The organism is Brachybacterium netajii (SeqCode) (assembly GCF_054114245.1).
This window is the reverse complement of the sequence record NZ_JBSYXB010000001.1, coordinates 713493-732689: the sequence shown is the minus strand read 5'-3', so window position 1 is coordinate 732689 and position 19197 is coordinate 713493. Positions and strand designations below refer to the sequence as shown.

12 protein-coding genes are annotated in these 19197 nt (G+C 72.8%); 9 read left to right on the top strand and 3 right to left on the bottom strand.

Annotated features, from left to right (window positions below):
• Positions 1-55: 55 nt before the first annotated feature.
• The 3 genes from ACXET9_RS03240 to ACXET9_RS03230 are packed head-to-tail and all read left to right on the top strand — an operon-like array spanning position 56 to position 3199.
• The gene (locus ACXET9_RS03240; protein ID WP_457884772.1) at positions 56-1342 is read left to right on the top strand and encodes an ABC transporter substrate-binding protein; all 1287 of its coding nucleotides are present in this window, start codon (positions 56-58) and stop codon (positions 1340-1342) included.
• Positions 1339-2244, top strand: coding sequence for a carbohydrate ABC transporter permease (locus tag ACXET9_RS03235; RefSeq protein WP_457884771.1), 906 nt, complete (start codon positions 1339-1341; stop codon positions 2242-2244). Before ACXET9_RS03240 ends, ACXET9_RS03235 begins: the two co-directional genes overlap by 4 nt.
• Positions 2234-3199 (top strand): carbohydrate ABC transporter permease, encoded by a 966-nt coding sequence (locus ACXET9_RS03230; RefSeq protein WP_457884770.1) that lies wholly within the window; start codon positions 2234-2236, stop codon positions 3197-3199. Before ACXET9_RS03235 ends, ACXET9_RS03230 begins: the two co-directional genes overlap by 11 nt.
• Before the next feature lie 133 nt (positions 3200-3332).
• On the opposite strand, the gene pulA is transcribed toward ACXET9_RS03230, so the two are convergent.
• Positions 3333-9707 (bottom strand): pullulanase-type alpha-1,6-glucosidase, encoded by a 6375-nt coding sequence (pulA, locus tag ACXET9_RS03225; RefSeq protein WP_457884768.1) that lies wholly within the window; start codon positions 9705-9707, stop codon positions 3333-3335.
• Between the two features lie 397 nt (positions 9708-10104).
• Between pulA and ACXET9_RS03220 the strand changes: the two genes are divergently transcribed.
• The gene (locus ACXET9_RS03220) at positions 10105-10710 is read left to right on the top strand and encodes a DinB family protein (RefSeq protein ID WP_457884766.1); all 606 of its coding nucleotides are present in this window, start codon (positions 10105-10107) and stop codon (positions 10708-10710) included.
• Between the two features lie 79 nt (positions 10711-10789).
• Here ACXET9_RS03220 and ACXET9_RS03215 read toward each other — a convergent pair whose 3' ends face one another.
• Positions 10790-11581 carry a metal-dependent hydrolase gene (locus ACXET9_RS03215; protein ID WP_457884764.1) on the bottom strand — a complete coding sequence of 264 codons (792 nt, stop codon included), beginning with the start codon at positions 11579-11581 and terminating at the stop codon, positions 10790-10792.
• Between the two features lie 225 nt (positions 11582-11806).
• Here ACXET9_RS03215 and glsA point away from each other — a divergent pair, with 225 nt between their 5' ends.
• The 3 genes from glsA (at position 11807) to ACXET9_RS03200 (ending at position 15363) form a co-directional block, all read left to right on the top strand.
• A complete protein-coding gene (glsA, locus tag ACXET9_RS03210; RefSeq protein WP_457884762.1) occupies positions 11807-12877 on the top strand; it encodes a glutaminase A in 1071 nt (356 codons plus the stop codon).
• Between the two features lie 75 nt (positions 12878-12952).
• The gene (locus ACXET9_RS03205) at positions 12953-13783 is read left to right on the top strand and encodes a DUF5926 family protein (protein ID WP_457884760.1); all 831 of its coding nucleotides are present in this window, start codon (positions 12953-12955) and stop codon (positions 13781-13783) included.
• Positions 13780-15363, top strand: a complete 1584-nt coding sequence (locus ACXET9_RS03200) for a glycosyltransferase family 2 protein (RefSeq protein ID WP_457884758.1) — start codon at positions 13780-13782, stop codon at positions 15361-15363. The genes ACXET9_RS03205 and ACXET9_RS03200 overlap by 4 nt, the downstream gene beginning before the upstream one ends.
• Positions 15364-15374: 11 nt before the next feature.
• Here the strand turns inward: ACXET9_RS03200 and ACXET9_RS03195 are convergent, their stop codons facing one another.
• On the bottom strand, positions 15375-17405 hold the full coding sequence (locus ACXET9_RS03195) for a hypothetical protein (RefSeq protein WP_457884984.1): 2031 nt from the start codon (positions 17403-17405) through the stop codon (positions 15375-15377).
• 351 nt (positions 17406-17756) lie between these two features.
• Here ACXET9_RS03195 and ACXET9_RS03190 point away from each other — a divergent pair, with 351 nt between their 5' ends.
• Both ACXET9_RS03190 and ACXET9_RS03185 read left to right on the top strand, forming a co-directional pair.
• Positions 17757-18764: a hypothetical protein gene (locus ACXET9_RS03190; protein ID WP_457884756.1), complete on the top strand. Its 1008-nt coding sequence runs from the start codon at positions 17757-17759 to the stop codon at positions 18762-18764.
• A complete protein-coding gene (locus ACXET9_RS03185) occupies positions 18761-19195 on the top strand; it encodes a GntR family transcriptional regulator (RefSeq protein ID WP_457884754.1) in 435 nt (144 codons plus the stop codon). The genes ACXET9_RS03190 and ACXET9_RS03185 overlap by 4 nt, the downstream gene beginning before the upstream one ends.
• Positions 19196-19197 lie beyond the last annotated feature (2 nt).

Sequence of the window (19197 nt, the reverse complement as noted above, 5' to 3'; positions counted from 1 at the left end):
CACCCGACAGAGCATCATTCGACCGCGCATCACCGATCCTTCAAGGGAGAAGATCATGATCAACCGCCGACAGTTCGCCACCGGCTCCGTCCTCCTGGGCGCGCTCGGCCTCGGCGCCGCCTCCTGCGGCAGCGGGGACGGGGGCGCCCCCGACGGCCCCGTCGAGCTCCGCATGACCATCTGGACCGCCGACGAGGCCCACCTCGCCCTCTTCCAGGAGATCGCCGACGAGTACGTCGCCGAGCACGCCGACACCGTCTCCGGCGTCGTCTTCGAGACCATCCCCTTCGAGGACTACACCACCACCCTGACCACGCAGCTCTCCGGCGGCAGCGCCCCCGACCTCGCGTGGATCCTCGAGAGCTCCGGCCCCGAGTTCGTCGACTCCGGCGCCCTCGTCGAGGTCGGGTCCACCCTCGAGGCCGCCGAGGGCTACGAGTACGACGACATCGACCCCTCCGCCCTGACCCTCTGGCAGAACGACGAGGGCCTGTTCGCCTACCCCTTCTCGAACTCCCCGTTCTGCGTGTTCCTCAACACCACGCGGCTGCAGGAGGCCGAGCAGGAGGACCTCGTCGCCGTGTTCGACGCGGGGGAGTGGACCTACGACACGGCCTTCGCCGTGAGCGCCGCCAGCGTCGAGGCACTCGGCGGCGCCGGCCTCGTCGTCCGCGACTTCAACTACGAGACCTGGGACAACCTCGCCAGCGTGTGGGCCGGCTACGGCGCCCGCGCCTGGAGCGCGGACGGCACGGCCTGCGAGTTCGCCGAGAAGCCGATGGTCGACGCGATGACCGCCCTGCACGAGGCCGCCTTCGCCACCGGCGCCATGCCCGGCCCCGGCGACGACGTCGACTTCTTCGGCGGCCAGACCACCATGACCATCACGCAGATCTCCCGCGCCTCCGCCCTCGACGGCTCCTTCGAGTGGGACGTGCTGCCGCTGCCCGCCGGACCCGCGACCCAGCAGAACGTCGTCGGCCAGGCCGGCATCGGCGTCCTCGCCCAGGGCCAGGCGCCCGAGATCGCCGCCGACTTCCTCGCCCACTTCACCTCGCCCGCCTCCGCCGAGAAGCTCTCCGCGTTCTTCCCGCCGCCGCGGCTCTCCCTGCTGACCGTCGAGGCGATGGCCGCGGCCAACCCCCTGCTCGACGACGACCAGATCCAGCGCGCGGTCGTCGACGGGATCACCGGCGCCATCACCAAGCCCGCCCACCGGAACTTCGCGGAGCTGCAGACCACGATCCGCAGCGCCCTGGACCCGCTGTGGACCGCCGACGCCGACATCCCCGGCGTGCTGGACGAGGTGTGCACCGTCGCCCAGCCGCTGCTCGAGGCATGACCGCCGCGACCGGCGTCCGCCGCGGCTCCTGGCAGCGGCGGGACTCGCTGCTGGGATATCTCTTCGTGGCCCCCGCCGTGCTGGGCGCGATCGTGCTGGTCATCGTGCCCCTCGGAGCGGTCGCCTGGTACTCGCTGCACGACTGGAACGCCCTGTCGGGCGAGTTCAGCTTCGTCGGCGGCGAGAACTATGCGGCGCTCGCCGAGGACAGGACCCTGCGGGCCTCGCTGCGCGCGACCGTGCTGTTCTCCGCGGGCATCGTGGTCCTGAACATCTCGCTGGCGATGCTGCTGGCGGTGCTGCTGAACCAGAAGGTGCGCGGGACGACGTTCTTCCGGGTCCTGTTCTTCTCCCCGGTCGTGGTCTCGCTGGTCGCCTGGTCGATCGTCTGGGGCTTCCTGCTGCAGAACTCCGGCGGCATCAACGGGATGCTCTCGGTCGTCGGGATCACCGGGCCGAACTGGCTGCGCGAGGGATGGACGGCGCTGCTGGCCGTCGTCGTCGTGCAGGTGTTCAAGAACGTGGGCCTGAACATGGTGCTGTTCCTCGCCGCGCTCCAGGGCGTGCCCGAGGAGATGCTGGAGGCGGCCCGCATCGACGGCGCCGGCGCCCTGCGGCGGTTCTTCTCGATCACGATCCCGCTGATCAGCCCCACCGTCATGCTCGTCTCGGTGATCACCGTCGTCGGCTCGCTGGAGACCTTCGCGCTGATCGACGTGCTCACCGGCGGCGGACCGGGCAACTCCACGAACGTCCTCGTCTACTACTTCTACCAGCGGGCCTTCCGCTTCAACGACTTCGGGTACGCGAGCGCCATCGCCATGCTCCTGTTCGTGATCGTGCTGGCCCTGACGCTGCTGCAATGGCAGACCCGACGGAGGTGGGTGCACCATGAGCGCTGACGTCCATATCCCCGGGCCTCCGGCCCGCACGGGCGACCGTCCCCCGGGGGACCGCCCGGGCGAGCGGCCCGACGACCGGTCGGGCGACCGTCCGGCCCGTCGGCAGCGCCCGCGGCGCATGCGCGGCACCCGACGCCGCACCGTGCTCGTGATCGCCCTGATGGTGGTGCTCGCGATCCCCTTCGTGTTCCCCACCTGGTGGATGATCTCCTCGAGCCTGAAGACCACGAGCGAGATCCTGCAGGTGCCGCCGTCGCTGTGGCCGGCCGACCCGGACGTCTCCAGCTACCGGTCCGTGTTCACGCTGCAGCCCTTCGCACGCCAGTACCTCAACAGCCTCTACATCGCCGTGCTGGTGACCGCGGGGACGATGGCGGTCTCCTCCCTCGCCGGCTACGGCTTCGCCCGGATCCGCTTCCGCGGCCAGAACGCCCTGTTCCTGGTCGTGCTGGTCGGACTGCTGGTGCCGATCGAGGTCACGATCGTGCCGATGTTCCGCGCGGTCAGCGCCCTCGGCCTGATCGACACCCACTGGCCGCTGATCATCATCCCGATCTTCGGCGCCCCCAGCGTGCTGGCGACGTTCATCATGCGGCAGTTCTTCGTGGCGATCCCCGACGAGCTCGAGGAGGCCGGACGCATCGACGGCCTGGGCCGCTGGGGGATCTTCGCGCGGGTCGCCCTGCCGCTGGCCGGGCCGGCGCTGGCCTCGGTCGCGATCATCACCTTCCTGAAGTCCTGGAACATGTACCTCGAACCGGTCGTGTTCCTCTCCAGCCGGGAGATGTTCACGCTGCCCCGCGCCCTGACCCAGTACGTCGACGCCTACGGCGGCCCCATGTGGAACATCCAGCTGGCCGCCACGACGCTCACGGCCGTGCCGGTGCTGATCGTCTTCGTCCTCGCCCAGCGCCACTTCATCCAGGGCCTCGCGCACTCCGGCCTGAAGGGCTGAGCGCCCGGGCCGACGGGCGGGCCGACGGGCCAGGGCCGACGGGCGGGCCGGCAGAACAGGGGAGGGGCAGGGCCGATGCGGCCCTGCCCCTCCCGTCTGCGCTGATCCTCGCGGTCAGCGCTGCTCCCGCGGATCAGCCCTCGTCATCGCCTCCCTCGGACTTCGCCGCGCGGAGGCTCCGCGCCCGGGCCACGAGGCCCACGCCCAGCGCGATCGCCGCCGCGATCATGCCGGCGACCGGCAGCAGGTCGACGCCCGTGCGGGCGAGCGGCCCGCCGTCCTCCTGGCCGTCCTCCGCGGAGGTATCGCCATCGGTGTCGGCGTCACCATCGGTGTCGCCGTCGGAACCGGTGTCGCCGTCGGTGCCGGTGCCGTCGCCCGGCTCCTCCGAGCCGGTGCCATCGCCGGGCTCCTCCGAGCCGGTCCCGTCACCGGGCTCGTCGGTCGACGTGCCGTCGCTGGGCTCGTCGGTGCCGGTGCCGTCGCCCGGCTCCTCCGAGCCGGTCCCGTCACCGGGCTCGTCGGTCGACGTGCCGTCGCCGGGCTCGTCGGTCGACGTGTCATCGCCGGGCTCCTCGGTCGGAGTCCCGTCGCCGGGCTCGTCGGTGCTGGTGCCATCGCCGGGCTCGTCGGTGCCGGTGCCGTCGCCGGGCTCGTCGGTGCCGGTGCCGTCGCCCGGCTCCTCCGTGCCGGTCCCGTCACCGGGCTCCTCGCCGTCGTCGCCGCCGGCCTGCGGGGCCACGAACACGGCGACCGTCGCGGCGGGGACCGTCGCGGTGCCCGTCGAGGCGTCCCAGGTCGATCCCTTGACGACCTCGTCGGAGCCGTCGGCCTGGATCGGCGAGAGCTCGTACTCGAGGCCCTCCATGCCGTCGATGGCCTCGGTGATCGGCTCGCCGGAGGCGTTGAAGACCACCACGATGCCGTCGAGCGCGGAGTCGGCGTCCTCGCCCACGGTGTCGTCGATCCGCATGACCAGCAGGCCCGCGGTGGCGTCGGCACCGGCGTTGGGGAAGGTGACCTTCTGGGTGATCAGGTCCGCGTCGCCGAGGGTGAACAGGTTCGACGAGGAGCGCAGGCGCAGCAGGTCCAGCGTCACATCGCTGCTCAGGGCGATGTCCTCGGCGCTCGGCGTCAGGGACTCGTCCTCCAGCATCGGGGTGATGAGGTCCCAGGCCTCGCCGTTCTTCTCCTCGACCGGCAGGCCGTTGCCGAACCCGTTGGTCATCTCCGTCCAGTCGATCGTGTTGAAGTGATCGCCGGAGTTGTAGCTGTCGCGGTCCATCGACTTCGAGCGCAGCAGGTCGGTGCCGCCGGCCCAGAACGAGGGCGACTGGCCGAGGGTCGCGGTCGCGAGCGACAGGGTGTTCATGCGCACCCGGGTCTCCATGCTCGTGTCCTCGGGCAGCTTCCACACGTTCATGTCGTACAGCGCCTCGTTGTCGTGCGCGTCGACGTAGTTGACCGACTCCTCGGGACGGGTCGCGTATCCGGCGGGGGCACCGTTGTAGTCGAGCTCGTCGCCGCGGGTGATCTCGCCGTCGGAGGCGAGCAGCTCGTAGTCGGCGAGGTTGCCGGCCAGGCCCAGACGGATCAGATCCGTCTGGTGCAGCAGCGTCCGGTACTGGTCCTCCTCGCTCGCCTCGGAGTAGCCGTTGGGCATCGTGTACGAGCCGTTGCCGAAGCCCTGGTTCGTCCGCTTGTCGGTGTCGAACGGGCTGCCGCCGTGGACGGCGTCCCGCAGCCGGTCGTTGAAGGCGCCGATCGAGGTGCCGCCCAGCTGGCCCTGCGTGGCCTGCGTGAAGCGGGCGTTGTCGGCCACCTCGCCGAAGTTCCAGCCCTCGCCGTAGAGGTAGATGGCGGAGCCGTCGACCCCGTCGTCCTCGAGGGTCAGCTCGTCGAGCGCGGCGCGCACGGCCAGCATGTTCTCCACGGAGCTGTGGCCCATGAGGTCGAAGCGGAAGCCGTCGACGTGGTACTGCCGGGCCCACAGCACGGTCGAGTCGACCATGAGCTTCTGCGCCATGGCGTTCTCGGTCGCGACGTTCGAGCAGCAGGTGGAGGTCTCCACCGTGCCCTGGAGGCTGAGCCGCTGGTAGTAGCCGGGGACGATCCGGTCCAGCACGCTGCTGTCGTCCTGCCCGGAGGCGGCGGTGTGGTTGTACACCTGGTCGAGGACGACCTGCAGGCCCATGTCGTGGAGGTTCCCGACCATGGAGCGGAACTCGCTCGTGCGGTCGCCGCCGACCTGGTGGCCCTCGGTGGCGTAGGAGCCCTCGGGGGTCATGTAGTGCAGCGGGTCGTAGCCCCAGTTGTAGGCGTCCTGGTCGGCGACCGCGGAGACCGCGGCCTGCTGCTCGGTCGACGCCGGTCCCGCGTCCGACGGGATGTCGGGCACGGCCTGCTCGGCGCGGTCCTCCTCGATCGTGGCGATGTCGAAGGTCGGCAGCAGATGCACCGTCGTGATGCCCGCGTCGGAGAGCTCCTGCAGGCGGTCGGTGCCGGCGGAGTCCTCGGCGCCGAAGGCGGCGTAGGTGCCGCGCAGGTCCTCGGAGAGGGCCTCGTCGCCGGCCGAGAAGTCCCGGACGTGCAGCTCGTAGATCGTCTGATCGGCGAACTGCTCGACGACGGGCGCCGCGGTGCCGGACCAGATCTCGGGGGCCCAGCGCGGGTCCTCGAGGTTCAGGAGCACCGAGTGCGTGGAGTTCAGCGTCAGGCCCGTGGAGTACGGGTCGGTGACGAGGTTGGTCTCCACCGCGCCGGTCGAGGGCACGTAGACCTCGACCGCGTAGCGGTAGGCGAGATCCTCCCAGTCGGCGGGGCCGGTCGCGGTCCAGACGCCGTCCTCGCCGCGCTCCATCGCGACCTCCGTGGGGGAGGCCGCCGCGAGCTCGGCGGAGAGCTCGCTCGCGGTGCGGTCGGCATCGGAGGTGACCGCGCCGACGCCGTCGAACAGCTGGAGGGTGACGGTCGCGGCCGTCGGCGCCCACAGCGAGAGCGTCACGGAGCCGTCCTCGTCGAAGACCGGCCCGAGAGCGGCGCCCTCGGCGGCGTCCGCGTACAGGGCGTCGAGGACGCCGGGGATCTGCAGGCCGGTGAAGGCCTCGATCGTGCCGTCCTCGGCGATCTGCGCGACCATCAGCTCGCCGCGCAGCGCCTCCTCGAGCTCGGCGTCGGTGACGCCCTCGAGGTCGAGCGCGAGGAACGAGGCCAGATGGGCCCGGTCGGTGAGCTCCTCGTCGGTCAGGGCGCCGTCGCGCAGGGCGAGGGTGCCGAGCTGCGTCCCGCCGGTGATCGCGCCGTCGGCGATCCCGAGCCCGCCGGTGGGGGCGGACCACAGCTGGAAGCTCTTCGCGTCCGCGCCCTCGCTGGCGAGGTAGTCCGGCCAGGCGATGGTGTCGGCGTCCACGAAGTGCGCCAGCTGCTTGCCCTCGCCGGCGGTCAGCGGGTCCTCGGACTCGATGGTCAGCACATGCGTGGCGATGTCGTAGCTGAAGGTCACGACCTTCCCGGCCTGCGTGGAGAAGCCGTAGTTGGCGCCGTCGGGCGCGCCGTCGACCCCGTAGTTCTCGCTCCACGAGCCGCCGTGGACGACCTTCGTCTCATAGGAGCCGGAGGGGATGGCGTCCGTCGTGAAGGTGTAGATCCCGTCGCCGTCGGCGTCCTGCATCCAGGTGCGCATGCAGGAGGGCATCCAGTCCTCGGGGCAGCCCAGCGCCGCGTTGAACGAGCCCGGCAGGGTCACGAACGGCCCCTCGGTGCTCGAGGCGACGACGTGGGTGGTCGGGTCGTACCAGAAGGTGACCTCGCCGCCCTCGGACGTGTAGGTGATGTTGTCGCCGCCGGGCACGCCGCCCGCGCCGTAGTTCTCGTCCCAGGAGCCGCCGACGGCGACCTTGTACTCGTAGGTGCCGGCGGGGATCGAGAAGGTGCCGGTGTACAGGCCCGAATCCGCATCGAGGGTCAGGGCGGCGGCGGTGCAGGAGGGATCCCAGTCGCCGGTGCAGCCCATGGCCGCGTTGTGGCTGCCGGGGAGGGTGACGAACGCGCCCTCGCCCTCGGAGCCGGAGCCGCCGTCGGACGATCCGTCGGCGGAGAGGTCGGCGCCGACGACCGCGGTCGCCGAGGCGGCGACGCGGTTCCCGGCGGCGTCGGTCGAGACCGCGCGGTACTCGACGAGGGTGCCGGTGGGGAGGTCCGAGACGTCGTGGAAGACGCGCGGGCTGTCGTCCTCGGCGGTGCCGAGCGAGGTCCAGGTCGGGTCCCCGGCGAGGCGGAAGCTGAAGGTCGTCTCCGCCCAGCGGTCGTCGGCGATGTCCGCGGTGATCGGGGCGGTGCCGGAGACCTCCGCGCCGTCGGCGAGGCCGAGGCGGATCGCCTGCGCGTCGCCCGCGGCGGCGACCTGCTGGTCGGCCACGAGCACGACGGCGCTCAGCGCGGGCACGGTGATCGTGACGGAGCCGTCGGCGTCGGCGGTGACCGTCTGGTCGGTGCCGTAGAGGGGCGTGTAGGTGGCGCCCGGGGTGAGGGTCGTCAGCGTGACCGTCTGCTCCGAGGAGGCGTTGTTGAGGGCGACCAGGTGCTCGATCTTCTCGTCGCGGTCGACGCGGGAGAAGGCGTAGACGCCCGTGCCGTCCTCGGCGTAGAGCTCGATCTGCGCGCCCGTGGAGAGGGCCGGCGTCGAGGTCCGCAGGGAGGCGAGCTCGCTGATCAGGGTGTACAGCGCGGCCTCCTGGTCGAAGTGGTCGCCGGTGCCGTAGGCGCTGCCGTCCACGAGGGTGTCGTCGAGGTAGGAGTCGACCTGGCTGGCGAACATGGACTGGCGCGCGTCCTTGTCGACGCCGTCGCCCGCGAAGCCCTGCTCGTCACCGTAGTAGATGACGGGCTGGCCGCGGGTGAGGAGCATCGTCTCGTTGGCGAGCGCGGTGCGCTCGTCGACGCGGTCGGAGTCCTTCAGGAGGTAGCCGATGCGGCCCATGTCGTGGTTGCCGAGGAAGGTCGGCAGGTCCGCGGACGAGGAGCTCGCGGTCGTGTAGAGGTCGTCGTCGGCGTAGAGGGAGGCGAGGCCCTGGGCGGTATAGCCCTTGGCCCAGTTCGTCGCCGCCGCCTGGAAGGCGAAGTCGAGGACGGAGTCCATCTCGGTGTCCCGGACGTACGGGGAGAGCAGCTCGGCGTCGGCGTCGTAGACCTCGCCGAAGGTGAAGAAGTCCTCGCCCGCGGGGGTCGCGGCCTGGTGGTCGACGAGCGTCTGCGTGAAGTGCTGCCAGAAGGAGAAGTCGACGTGCTTGACGGTGTCGATGCGGAAGCCGTCGATCCCGAAGTCCATCCAGGTCGTGTAGACGTCCTCCATGGTCTCCAGCACGACCGGGTCCTCGGTCATGAGGTCGTCGAGGCCGTCGAAGTCGCCGAAGGTGACGGACTCGCCGGTCCAGGTCGAGTTGCCGCGGTTGTGGTAGAGCGTGACGTCGTTGAGGGCCTCCGGGACCATCACGGTGTTCTCCTCGGAGCGCACCGGGGTGTAGGGGAAGGAGGTCGCGGCGTCGAGCTCGGGGAAGTCCGAGGACTGCGCGAGGGCGGTCACGTCGACGGGGTCGCCGTTCGCGTCGAGATAGGGGGAGGTCGCCTGGTCGACGTAGGAGTAGGTGCCCTCCTCGTAGTCGATGAGGTCCGCGGTGTGGTTGGTGATGATGTCGAAGTAGACCTTGATGCCGCGCGAGTGCGCGTCGTCGATGAGGTCCTCGAGCTCCTGGTTGGTGCCCAGGTGCGGGTCGATCGTGGTGAAGTCGGTGACCCAGTAGCCGTGGTAGCCGGCGCTGGCGTTCTCGCCCTCGCCCTGCACGGGGTTGTTGGTGAACGACGGGGTCAGCCAGATCGCCGAGACCCCGAGGTCCTCGATGTAGTCCAGCTGGGAGCGCAGGCCGGCGAGGTCGCCGCCCTGGTAGAAGCCCTTGTCGGTCGGGTCGTAGCCGGTCGAGTACCTGTCGCCCTCGAGCCCGCCCTCGTCGTTGGAGGAGTCGCCGTTCTCGAAGCGGTCCGTCAGCACGAAGTAGAAGACCTGGCCGTCGCCGGGATGCCGGTAGGGCTCCTCGGCGAGGTCGGCGTCCGCGTCGGTGTAGTCGCCGGCCGCGTCCGCGAGGGCGACCGAGAGGCGGTGCGTCGCGGAGTCGAAGCGGAAGGTGACCTTCGTGGGGGCGGCGACCGCGAGCGGGATGTTGTCCTCGCCGCCGTCGAGGCCGTACGACTGGTCCCAGCTGCCGCCGACGGTGACCTTGACCTCCCACTGCCCGGCGGGGACCTCGAAGGTCGAGGCGTACACGCCCTCGTCCCCGGTCGGCGCGAGCTTCGTGTCCTCGCAGTCGGCGATCCAGTCGTCGTCGCAGCCGAGCTCCGCCTGCAGCGATCCGGCGAGCACCGGGTCGTTCGGTCCGACGGCGCGGACCATCGGCGCGGTCCCCAGCAGGCTGGCTCCCGCCAGCAGCAGGGCGCCGATGACGGCGATTGCGCGCACACGCGCGGGATGCGCGTCCGCGGCGCGGGGCGGGCCCGCAGGACGCGGGCTCGTCAGGGGGTCGAGAGAGCGTGACCTCGAGGAGGGCATGCGGGACTCCTTCGTCCGGGCGGGGGCCGGGGGACCGGCGGGGAACAGGACGCCGACGGCAGGGGGAGGGGGCTGCCGGATCGGTGCTGGATTCGTCGATGGATCAGGGGGTGCTGTCGGTGCGGCTCGCGCCGCCCTTGCGGTTCTTGCAGTTCTTGCGAGCCCCCATGGCGCCTCCGTGCGCGGGGTAGCTCGCCTCGACCATACGAGGCACGATGAATCGGCTCAAGCGGTTCGACAGGATCTGCAAGAACTTTCAGTCACGAGTCGGTCACGGGGCGTACCCGACGTGAGTAGGGTGCGACCCATGTCGTCGACACCCCCGGCTCCTGCCCCCGACGCGTCCGACGCCCCGGATGCTCCCGCTGTGCCCGCCGATCCCGGCGCGCCCGTCGTCCACGGCACCGTCGACACCCGCACGGGCGGGCCGATGCTCGGCGGCGAGCGCGAGCAGCTCGACGCCTGGATCGCCGAGTACCGTCTGGCCCTGCTGCTGAAGATCGACGGCCTGACCCCGGCGCAGCTCGCCGAGCGCTCGGCCCCGCCGTCGGCTCTGAGCCTCGCGGGGATCGTCCGGCATCTGGCGGAGGTCGAGGAGTACTGGCTGCGGGAGGTGCTGCACGGCATCGACGTGCCGCCGCGCTGGTCCTCGGCCGAGCGGCCCGACGACGACCTCGAGGGCGCCACCGCGGCCACCGCAGCCGACGACGTGCAGACCTACCTGCGCGTGATCGCCGAGACCTCGGCCGACGCCGCCCGCTGGGAGGATCTCGACATCCCCGTCACGGGGCTCCGTCACGGCCAGCCGCTGAACCTGCGGTGGATCCTCACGCACCTCATCGAGGAGTACGCCCGCCACCTCGGGCATATGGACCTGCTGCGCGAGCGCATCGACGGCGCGACCGGCTACTGAGCGCGGGTCGGGGCCGACGGGCGGGTCGGGCCCCGCGCGGGACGGGGCCGACGTGCGGGTCGGCCGCGCGTCGGCCCGCTCAGCGGGTCGAGGAGATCGCCAGCAGCGCGTTCGGCGAGGCGAACAGCGTGGTCAGCACCGTGATGGCGGCATAGCCCGTGAGCACGGTGCACAGCAGCCACTCGCGCTTCGAGCCGGCGTCGCCGAGGATCGGCAGGGCCACGTCGCCGCTGCGTTGCCAGACGTCCGAGGCCAGCCCCTTCGGGGGCTTTGCGACCAGCGGCCAGGTCGGGAAGGGGATCCCGTCGGTCGTCAGCAGATCGCCGACGAGATGGGTCACGCAGCCGACGGCGACGGCCGCCGGCAGCCAGAACGCGGTGTCGGGGGCGATGACGGCGATCATGAGGGCGGCGATGATGCCCACGATCCACGGCAGCACCAGGCCGTCGACCATCTTCAGCGCCCGCGTCCCGAAGGCGCACATCGCGCCCACCAGGAGCGCGGCGCCCGTCTGCACCTCGCCGAGGACCGGCAGCCGCAGCGCCCAGTCCACGGTGTTCACGAGCATCGCGAGCCCGGTGAACACGGCGACGGCGAGGAGTGTGTGGGTCGCGCCGCGATGACCTGCGAAGGAGCTGACCGTGCGGGTGATGGCCTTCGTGAATCCGCCGGCGGAGCGCGAGATCGTCGCGCTGGGATGGTCGACGTCGGGGAGCAGCGCCGCCCCCGTCGCGACGACGGCGCCGGAGAGCACCTGCCCGCTGTCCAGGTCCCACAGGTCCAGCCCGATGGGGTGCCCCAGCACCTGCACCGAGCCCGCCAGGGCCATCCATGCCGCCGTGCCGCTGATCGCGTGATGTCCGCCCATCATGGGGCATCGTCCTCCTCGGGGAACCGGTCCATTGCGCCCCCACCAAGGGAAGGTCGCGGAAGAAACCGCTGGTGGGACGCAGGACGTCGCCGGGCAGGAGGGGCCGTCGGCAGAGTACTGGCGGGAGCCGACAGGCCAGAGCCGAGAGCGCTCCTCGCGCCGGAAGGAGGTGCGGATCACAGCGGGGCCTTGCGGACCGCACCGCGGTCTGCGACCGTCGGCGCCATGACCGGTGCCCCGTCGACCGACCCGATCGTCCCGCCTGCTCCGTCCGCTCTGTCGGCTCCGTCGGCTCCGTCGGCTCCGACGGACTCGACGTCCCCGACGGCGCTGGCGCGCTACCTCGATCGTCTCGCGTCCGACCTCTCCGCCGCGGGCGGCGAGGGCCGCATCCCGTCCCTCTCCCGGCTGTCGGGGGCGAGCGAGGAGCATGTCGGCATCGCCCTGTGCACGGTCGACGGCGAGATCGAGTGCGCGGGCAGCGAGCATCCCTTCCCGGTGCAGTCGATCTCCAAGGCCTTCGCCTACGGGGCCGCGATCGACCTCCACGGCCTGGACTACGTCACGACGATCGTCGACCTCGAGCCGACGGGGGAGCAGTTCAACGCGCTCAGCCTCGACCCCGTCACGAAGCGGCCCAAGAATCCGCTGGTCAACATCGGGGCGATCCGGACGCATGCGATGCTCGGCCCCACCCAGGTCGAGCGCACCGACCGCCTGCGCTCGGCGATGGACGCCGCCGCGGGCCGCGAGCTCGAGGTCCACGGGCCGACGCTCGCCGCCGAGGCCCGCGCCTCCGACCGCAACCTCGCGCTCGCGCACATGCTCCGCGCCGCCGGCTCCATGGACGAGGACGCCGAGGAGGTCGTCGCCGGATACATCGCCGGCTGCGCGGTCCTCGCGAGCGTCCGGGACCTCGCGGTGATGGCCGCGACCCTCGCCTCCGGCGGCGTGAACCCGCTGACGGGGCAGGAGGTCTTCTCGCGGGTCGCCGCCCGCCAGGTGCTCTCGGTGATGCTGACCTGCGGGATGTACGACAACGCGGGGGACTGGGTCAGCGACGTCGGCCTCCCCGCGAAGTCCGGCGTCGCCGGCGGGATCATCGCGGCCCTGCCCTCCCGCTTCGGCATCGCCACCTATGCCCCGCAGCTCGACGGGCACGGCAACTCGGTGCGCGGGACCTGGGCCTTCGAGCGCCTCAGCGAGGACTTCGCGCTCCACATGCTCGACGGCGTCGAGCCCCTGGATCTCCAGGAGCGGGCGCGGGAGCTTCTCGAGGCGGGGGAGCGCCCGTGACCGCGCCGCGGCGGGCCGCGGACGTGCTCGCGTCGCGGCCGCGGAGGGAACGCCGTGGTCGGTAGACTTCCCGCCATGACTTCCGCCCCCAGCAACGACCTGGTCCGTCGCCCCTTCGAGGGCCTGCCCAACGAGCGCGACCTGGTCGCCATGCGGCAGCTGATCCCGGCCGCGACGATGGCCGCGCGGACCACCGCCGAGCACGGCGCCGTGGACGTGGTCCTCGCGACGATCCTGCCGATGGCCTGGCCGGCGGTGCGCCGCTCCGACGGCTCGATCGCGCTCGGCATCCAGGCCACCTATCCCGGCGGCGACCTCTCCCGCGGCCTCGGCCAGGCCCTCGCGCAGGCGCTCGAGGTCGAGGCCGGCAGCCCGGTCACGAGCGTCGAGCTGAGCGCGGACTCCCCGCGCCTGCAGGACCTCCTCGACCTCGACGGCGACTTCGCGATCGAGGTCCACGAGACCTTCGAGTACTGGCTCGACCCGAGCGCAGAGCGCACCGGTGAGGTCGAGGCCGCGATCGCCGAGGCGAACGAGTCGATCATGCCGACGGCGCCCGTCGAGGGCCTCCCGCACGCCTACTGGGTCGACGCCGGTCCGAAGGAGCACCTGCGCTGGGTGCTCGACGCCGACGAGGACCGCGTGATCGATGCGGTCGCCCGTCTCCACGCCCGCCGCGAGTCGGCGATCGGCGAGGGCACGAAGTATGTCGGCTCCTTCCGTGCCGAGGGCCTGACCATCCCCGTGTGGGACCTGCCCTCCGGCAGCGGCGTCGCGGGCGTCGAGGCGGAGGCCGAGGCGTTCCGCATCCGCTTCGAGGAGGCCCTCTCCTCGACGGAGCCGCTGACGGCGCTCGAGCGTCGGGCCCGCGGCGGGATCGTGGCCCGTCAGGTGACTCTGCGATGAGCACGGCGGGGCCGTTGTCCGCGGAGCGACCCGAGCGGGTCGCCGTGGTGATCCCCGCCAAGAACGAGGCGGAGCGCATCGAGGCCACCATCCACGCCGCGCGGGCGATCCACGGGGTCGACCTCGTGGTGGTGGTCGACGACGGCTCCACCGACTCGACCGCGGCGGTCGCGATGGGCGCGGACGCGCTCGTCGTGCGCCACCGCGCGAACCGCGGCAAGGCCGCGGCGATGGCGACGGGCGCCCAGCTCGTCGCCCTGCGGGAGGACGCTGAGCGCGCCGACGGCGGGGCTGACTTCCGCGAGGAGCTCCACGCCGAGCCGCGCGTGCCCGGGCACACGGGCCCGCTGCCCGTGATCCGCCCCGACGGCGACGTCCCCCACGCCCTGCTCTTCCTCGACGCCGACATGGGCGAGTCCGCCTCCGCCGCGCAGCCGCTCGTCGACGCGGTCCTCGAGGACGGCGTCGACATGGCCATCGCGCTGCTGCCCCCGCAGGACGGCGCCTCCGGCATGGGCATCGTCGTGCGGACCTCCCGCAACGGCATCGAGCGCGCGACCGGATGGGCTCCGATCCAGCCGCTCTCGGGCACCCGCTGCATCACCCGCGAGGTCTGGGAGGAGTGCCAGCCGCTCGCGGCCGGATGGGGCGTGGAGACGTCGCTGACGATCGACGCGCTCTCCGCCGGCTTCTGGGTCAAGGAGATCGACTGCGATCTCCACCATCGCGCCACCGGCCGCGACCTGCGCGGACAGCTCCACCGCGCGGCCCAGCTGCGCGACGTGCTGCGCGCCCTCGCCCGTCGGCGCCATCTCGCGCCGCCCGAGCCCGAGGCGGAGCCGGCGTCCGAGGACGCGTCCGGCGTCGGGCCCGACACGGATCCCGGGTCCGTGTCGGAGGGCGCGACCGACAGCACCCCCGACAGCGCTTCCGACGGGGCATGGCCGGAGGCCGACGCCGTCGCGCCGGTCGAGTCCGTCGCCGCCGAGGCCGAGCCGTCGGCCGAGCCGGCCCCCGCCGCGCAGCCGCCCGTCGCCGCCGAGCCCGCCGCCGGACCCGTCGCCGCCGAGTCCGTGGTCGCCGAGTCCGTCGTCGACGAGCGCGCCGCGGACGAGGAGGACGACGAGCCGGAGGCCTCGGCCTGGACGGTCGTCGCCGAGGACCCCGCCCCGCCCGTCGTGCGCCCGCACGATCAGGCCGCGGAGGAGCGCTTCCGCGAGGATCTGCGCGTGCAGCTGACCGACCTGCCCGTCGAGGGCGAGTTCAGCGCGGAGCAGGTCGACCGCCTCGAGGACACCGATCTCGGGGCCCTGGACCGGGCGTTGCGGGCGCTGCCCGTCGAGGGCGACTTCGCCCCCGACGACATCGCCTATCTCGTCGGCACGGATCTGGCGGAGCTCGGCGAGCGTCTGCGGACCGCTCCCGTGACGGGCGCCTTCGAGCCGACGCAGGCGGTCATCATCGCCTCGCATCTCGATCTCCCGCATCCGGAGCTGCCGCGGGCGATCCGTCCGCCGCTCACGCCCGACGAGTACACCTCGCTCGTCGTGCACGCCGCCGTCGAGGCCGAGAACTCCTGACCGCCCGCTGATCAGGCCCCGTCGGCCTCGCCCGGTCGCTCGTCGGCGTCCGACGGGTGCTCGTCGGCCCCGACCGGCAGACCGTCGGCATCCTCCGTGCGCGCGGCGAGCTCGCCGGGGGTCGGGACGACCGCGGGGAGCAGGGCGAGCCACACGCCGAGCATGGCCGCGACCAGCACCGGGCCGGTGTCGTTGACGGCGTAGCCGAGCCATCCGCCGGCCACCAGCGCGATGCGGACGGCGTACGAGGCGGGATGGGCGGCGTCGAGCGCGTCCAGGCGCCGCAGGCGCAGGCGCACGGGCATGAGGATCGCGATCGACAGCAGCACCGTCGCGATCAGCACGAGACCGAGGGACCAGTAGCCGGTGGTCATCGCGACGTTCTGGGCGAGCTTGCGGACGATCACGCTGAACAGCTCCCCGGAGAGCAGCTCGTCGATGAAGCGGCCCAGATGGGTGCGATCCTCCGCGGGCCGCAGCCAGTCCAGGAAGGACACGCCGAGCACGGCGACCGCGCCCGCCGCGCACAGGCCCAGGACGTGCCAGGGCCGCAGGCGGATCCCCGAGACCAGCAGGGCCAGCAGGCCGAAGGTCGGGATCGTCGCGAGCATCGAGCCGAAGTCCGCGCCCATCGACGGGGCCACGCACACGCCGGCGACGACGACGCCCGTCGCGATCGACCAGATCACCCGCGCGCGGCGCGAGGTCACGTGCGCGAACAGGCACAGCAGCGCCATCAGCGAGGCGGCCAGGACCAGGCCGAACAGGTGGTTGGACAGACCGTAGAAGCGTCCGCCGGAGATCGGCTGCGCGCCCAGCGGCGAGGACAGCTGGAGCCGCGACCCGGTCGCGGACTCGCCCAGCACGATCACCGCGATCAGCGCGGAGGAGACGCCGACCGGGCCGAAGCGCGAGCGCCGCCACGGGCCCAGCAGGACGAGCGCGGAAAGGATCAGGCAGCCCGCCCAGACGACGCCCGCGAGCGCGAGCGTCGGATTCTCGGCGCGCCACCAGGGGGCGATCGAGGCGACGAGGCCGACGGGCAGCGCGAGCGGCGCGATCGTCGCGAGCGCCCGGCCGACGGCCGCGAGCCGGGGCCGACGGGCGAGCGGCGGCACCAGCAGGATCACGACCCCGGCGACGCCGAGGGCGAGCCAGGAGCCGAGCGCCGGGACGGTCGCGCCGTCGACCAGGGCGGCGGCCTCGGAGCGGTCCACGGCGAGCTGCTGCGGATCCGCGTGCTCGACGCCGCGGAAGGGCTCGCCGGGGATCAGCCCCTCGGGCTCGACGTCGTAGGAGTCGAGGATCGTCGCGACCACGTCGGTGAGCATGACGATGCCGTCCTGCTTCGTGGACCCGGAGGTCAGCGCCTCGCCCGCGAGGGCGGAATCCATCGCGACCTGCAGGCCGACGGTGCGGGAGGCGACCGCGCCGGTGGCCTCGACCTGCGCCGGGTCCTCCGGATCGGTCGCCGCGACGGACACCAGCAGGGTCCGCGGCAGATCCGCGGACTCGCAGCCGCCCGCGGCCTCGAGCACCATGCCGACGTACTCGTCGACGGCGGCGAGCGAGGCCGTGCGCTCGGGATCGTCGTGGTCGGCGACGGAGCCGACATCGATCTGGACGATCGCCCCGGAGTCGAGGGCGGAGGCGACCTCGTCGGCGGCGGTCACGCCCTCCCCGGCGCCGGTGTCGGCCGCGTCGAGCACGACGGCGTCCACCGGCAGCTGCTCCCACTGGTCGAGGGCGGGGGAGGGGATCCCGCTGGTCCGCGGGGCGGTCTCGGCGAGCCCGCGATAGCCGGAGCGGAGGGTCTCCAGGCCCTGCCGCTCCGTCGAGACGACGGTCGTCGAGGTTGTGTTCATCGCGCCGAGGCCCGAGCGGTCGGCCAGGCACTGGAGGTTCGGGGTCGTCTCCGCGGAGATGTCCTCCCAGCCCAGGCCCGAGGTCGTGAGCACCAGCCGGACCGGGTCCGCGGCCGTCGCCCCGTCGTCGGCCCGGGCGGAGAGCACCGACAGGGGCGCCAGCAGGACCGCCGCCATCACGGCCAGCAGCAGGATCGAGCGCTGTACGGCAAGGCCTCGGAGAGCGGGACCCCGGAGGGCAGGACTCCGGAGAGCGGGACCCCGGAGGGAGGGGCCCCGGAGGGCGCGGGGCGCGGGGACGCGGCGCGGATCAGGCATGGTGCCGATGGTACGGGGCGGGAGGAGGGGGACCGGTGTCGGGAGGCGGGGGCCGGTGACGGGAGGCGGGGGACCGGTGACGGGATCGTGCCGAGTCGGGGCGAGCGGGCCGACTTGTGTCGGGAGGTTGACACAAGAGGCCTCGACGCCGCATTGTGTCACCTAGGCGGTACAAAGGGTGCCGCGCTGCCCACGATCTGCGAGGTCGCCATGTCCGTCGCCCTGCCCGTTTTCGTCCTCGTCGTCCCCGCGGCCGTGCTGCTCGGCGCCGTCGCCCTGCTGCTCACGGCCGGCCTGCTCGGCAGCGAGCGCACCGGACTGCGTCCCGGGGCGCTGGTCGCGCGCTGGGCCGGCCTGCTGCTGGGCACCGTCGGCGTCCTCGTGACCGGTGCCGTCGGGGCCCGCCTGGGCGCCGGCGGCGGAATCCTCGGCTACGGCGCCGCGGCGGCCTTCGCCCCGGCCGTCGGCGCCGTGCTCCTCGCGCTCGCCGTCGGCGCGGGGGAGCTGACCCTGCCCGCCCGCCTCGGCGACGGGCCGCGCACCGCCTCCCTCGTCCCGCGCACGCTCCGCGCCGTGGTGCCGCGCCGGGCCCGCATCGTCGTCGCGATCGGCCTCGCCCATCTGCTGGCGACCACGATCGTCCTGGGGACGATGGCGCTCGACGGCCGCGCCTACGAGACGTACCGCGTCGACGGCACCGGCGAGGCCCACCGCACCGTGAGCACTCCGTTCCCGGGCTGGTGGTACAGCGCCCCGCTGTGGGCCGGACTGCTCGTCGCCCTCGCTGCGGGCCTCGCTGTGATCGCCGTCATCGTGCGGCGCCGACCCAGCGGCGACGTCCACGACCTGCACCTGCGCCGCTGCTCGGCGACCTCGGTCCTCGGCGGCGTCGCGCTCGCGGTCTCCGCCGCGCAGATCGCGATCTCCGCGCTGGCCGCCCAGCGGATCGGCGGCGACGACGTCGGCCTGCTGCAGGGCAGCGAGCGCGCCGCGCTCGTCTACACCCTCCTCAGCGTCGCCGTCGGCCTCGCGTCCCTGCTCGTCGGCCTCGCGATGGTGGTCCTGCCGGCGCTCGTGCTCGGCCCGTCGGAGGCCGGCCGACGCGAGCGCGACGGACGGATCGACGATCGGGCCGACGGGCGGGCGGACGATCGGACGGGAGGGCGCGGGAGCGCGGGCGGGCGCTCCTCGCAGGTCCGGCCTCAGGCGGCGCGATGAGCGACATCGTCGTCGACCTCGAGGACCCGACGCCCCCGTTCGAGCAGGTCCGGCGGGCCATCGCCGATCGCATCCTCAGCGGTGCGCTGCGCGAGGGCGACCGTCTGCCGAGCATCCGCGCACTCGCTCGCGACCTCGGGCTCGCCCCCGGGACGGTCGCCCGCGCCGTGAAGCTCCTCGAGGAGGCGGATCTCGTCGTCACCCGCCGAGGCGCCGGAACGCGGGTCGCGCCGGGAGCGGGCTCCGGCATCGAGGCGACCGCCGGCGCCGAGACGGACGCCGACCAGGGGGATGCGGTCCCGTCGACCGAGCTCCTCGAGATGATGATCGATGCCGTGACCGCCGCCCGCGAGCTCGGCTACGGCGATGCCGAGATCGGCGCCGCCGCTCGCGCCGCGCTCCATCGGCGGCCGACGGCGACGGGGCGCTGAGA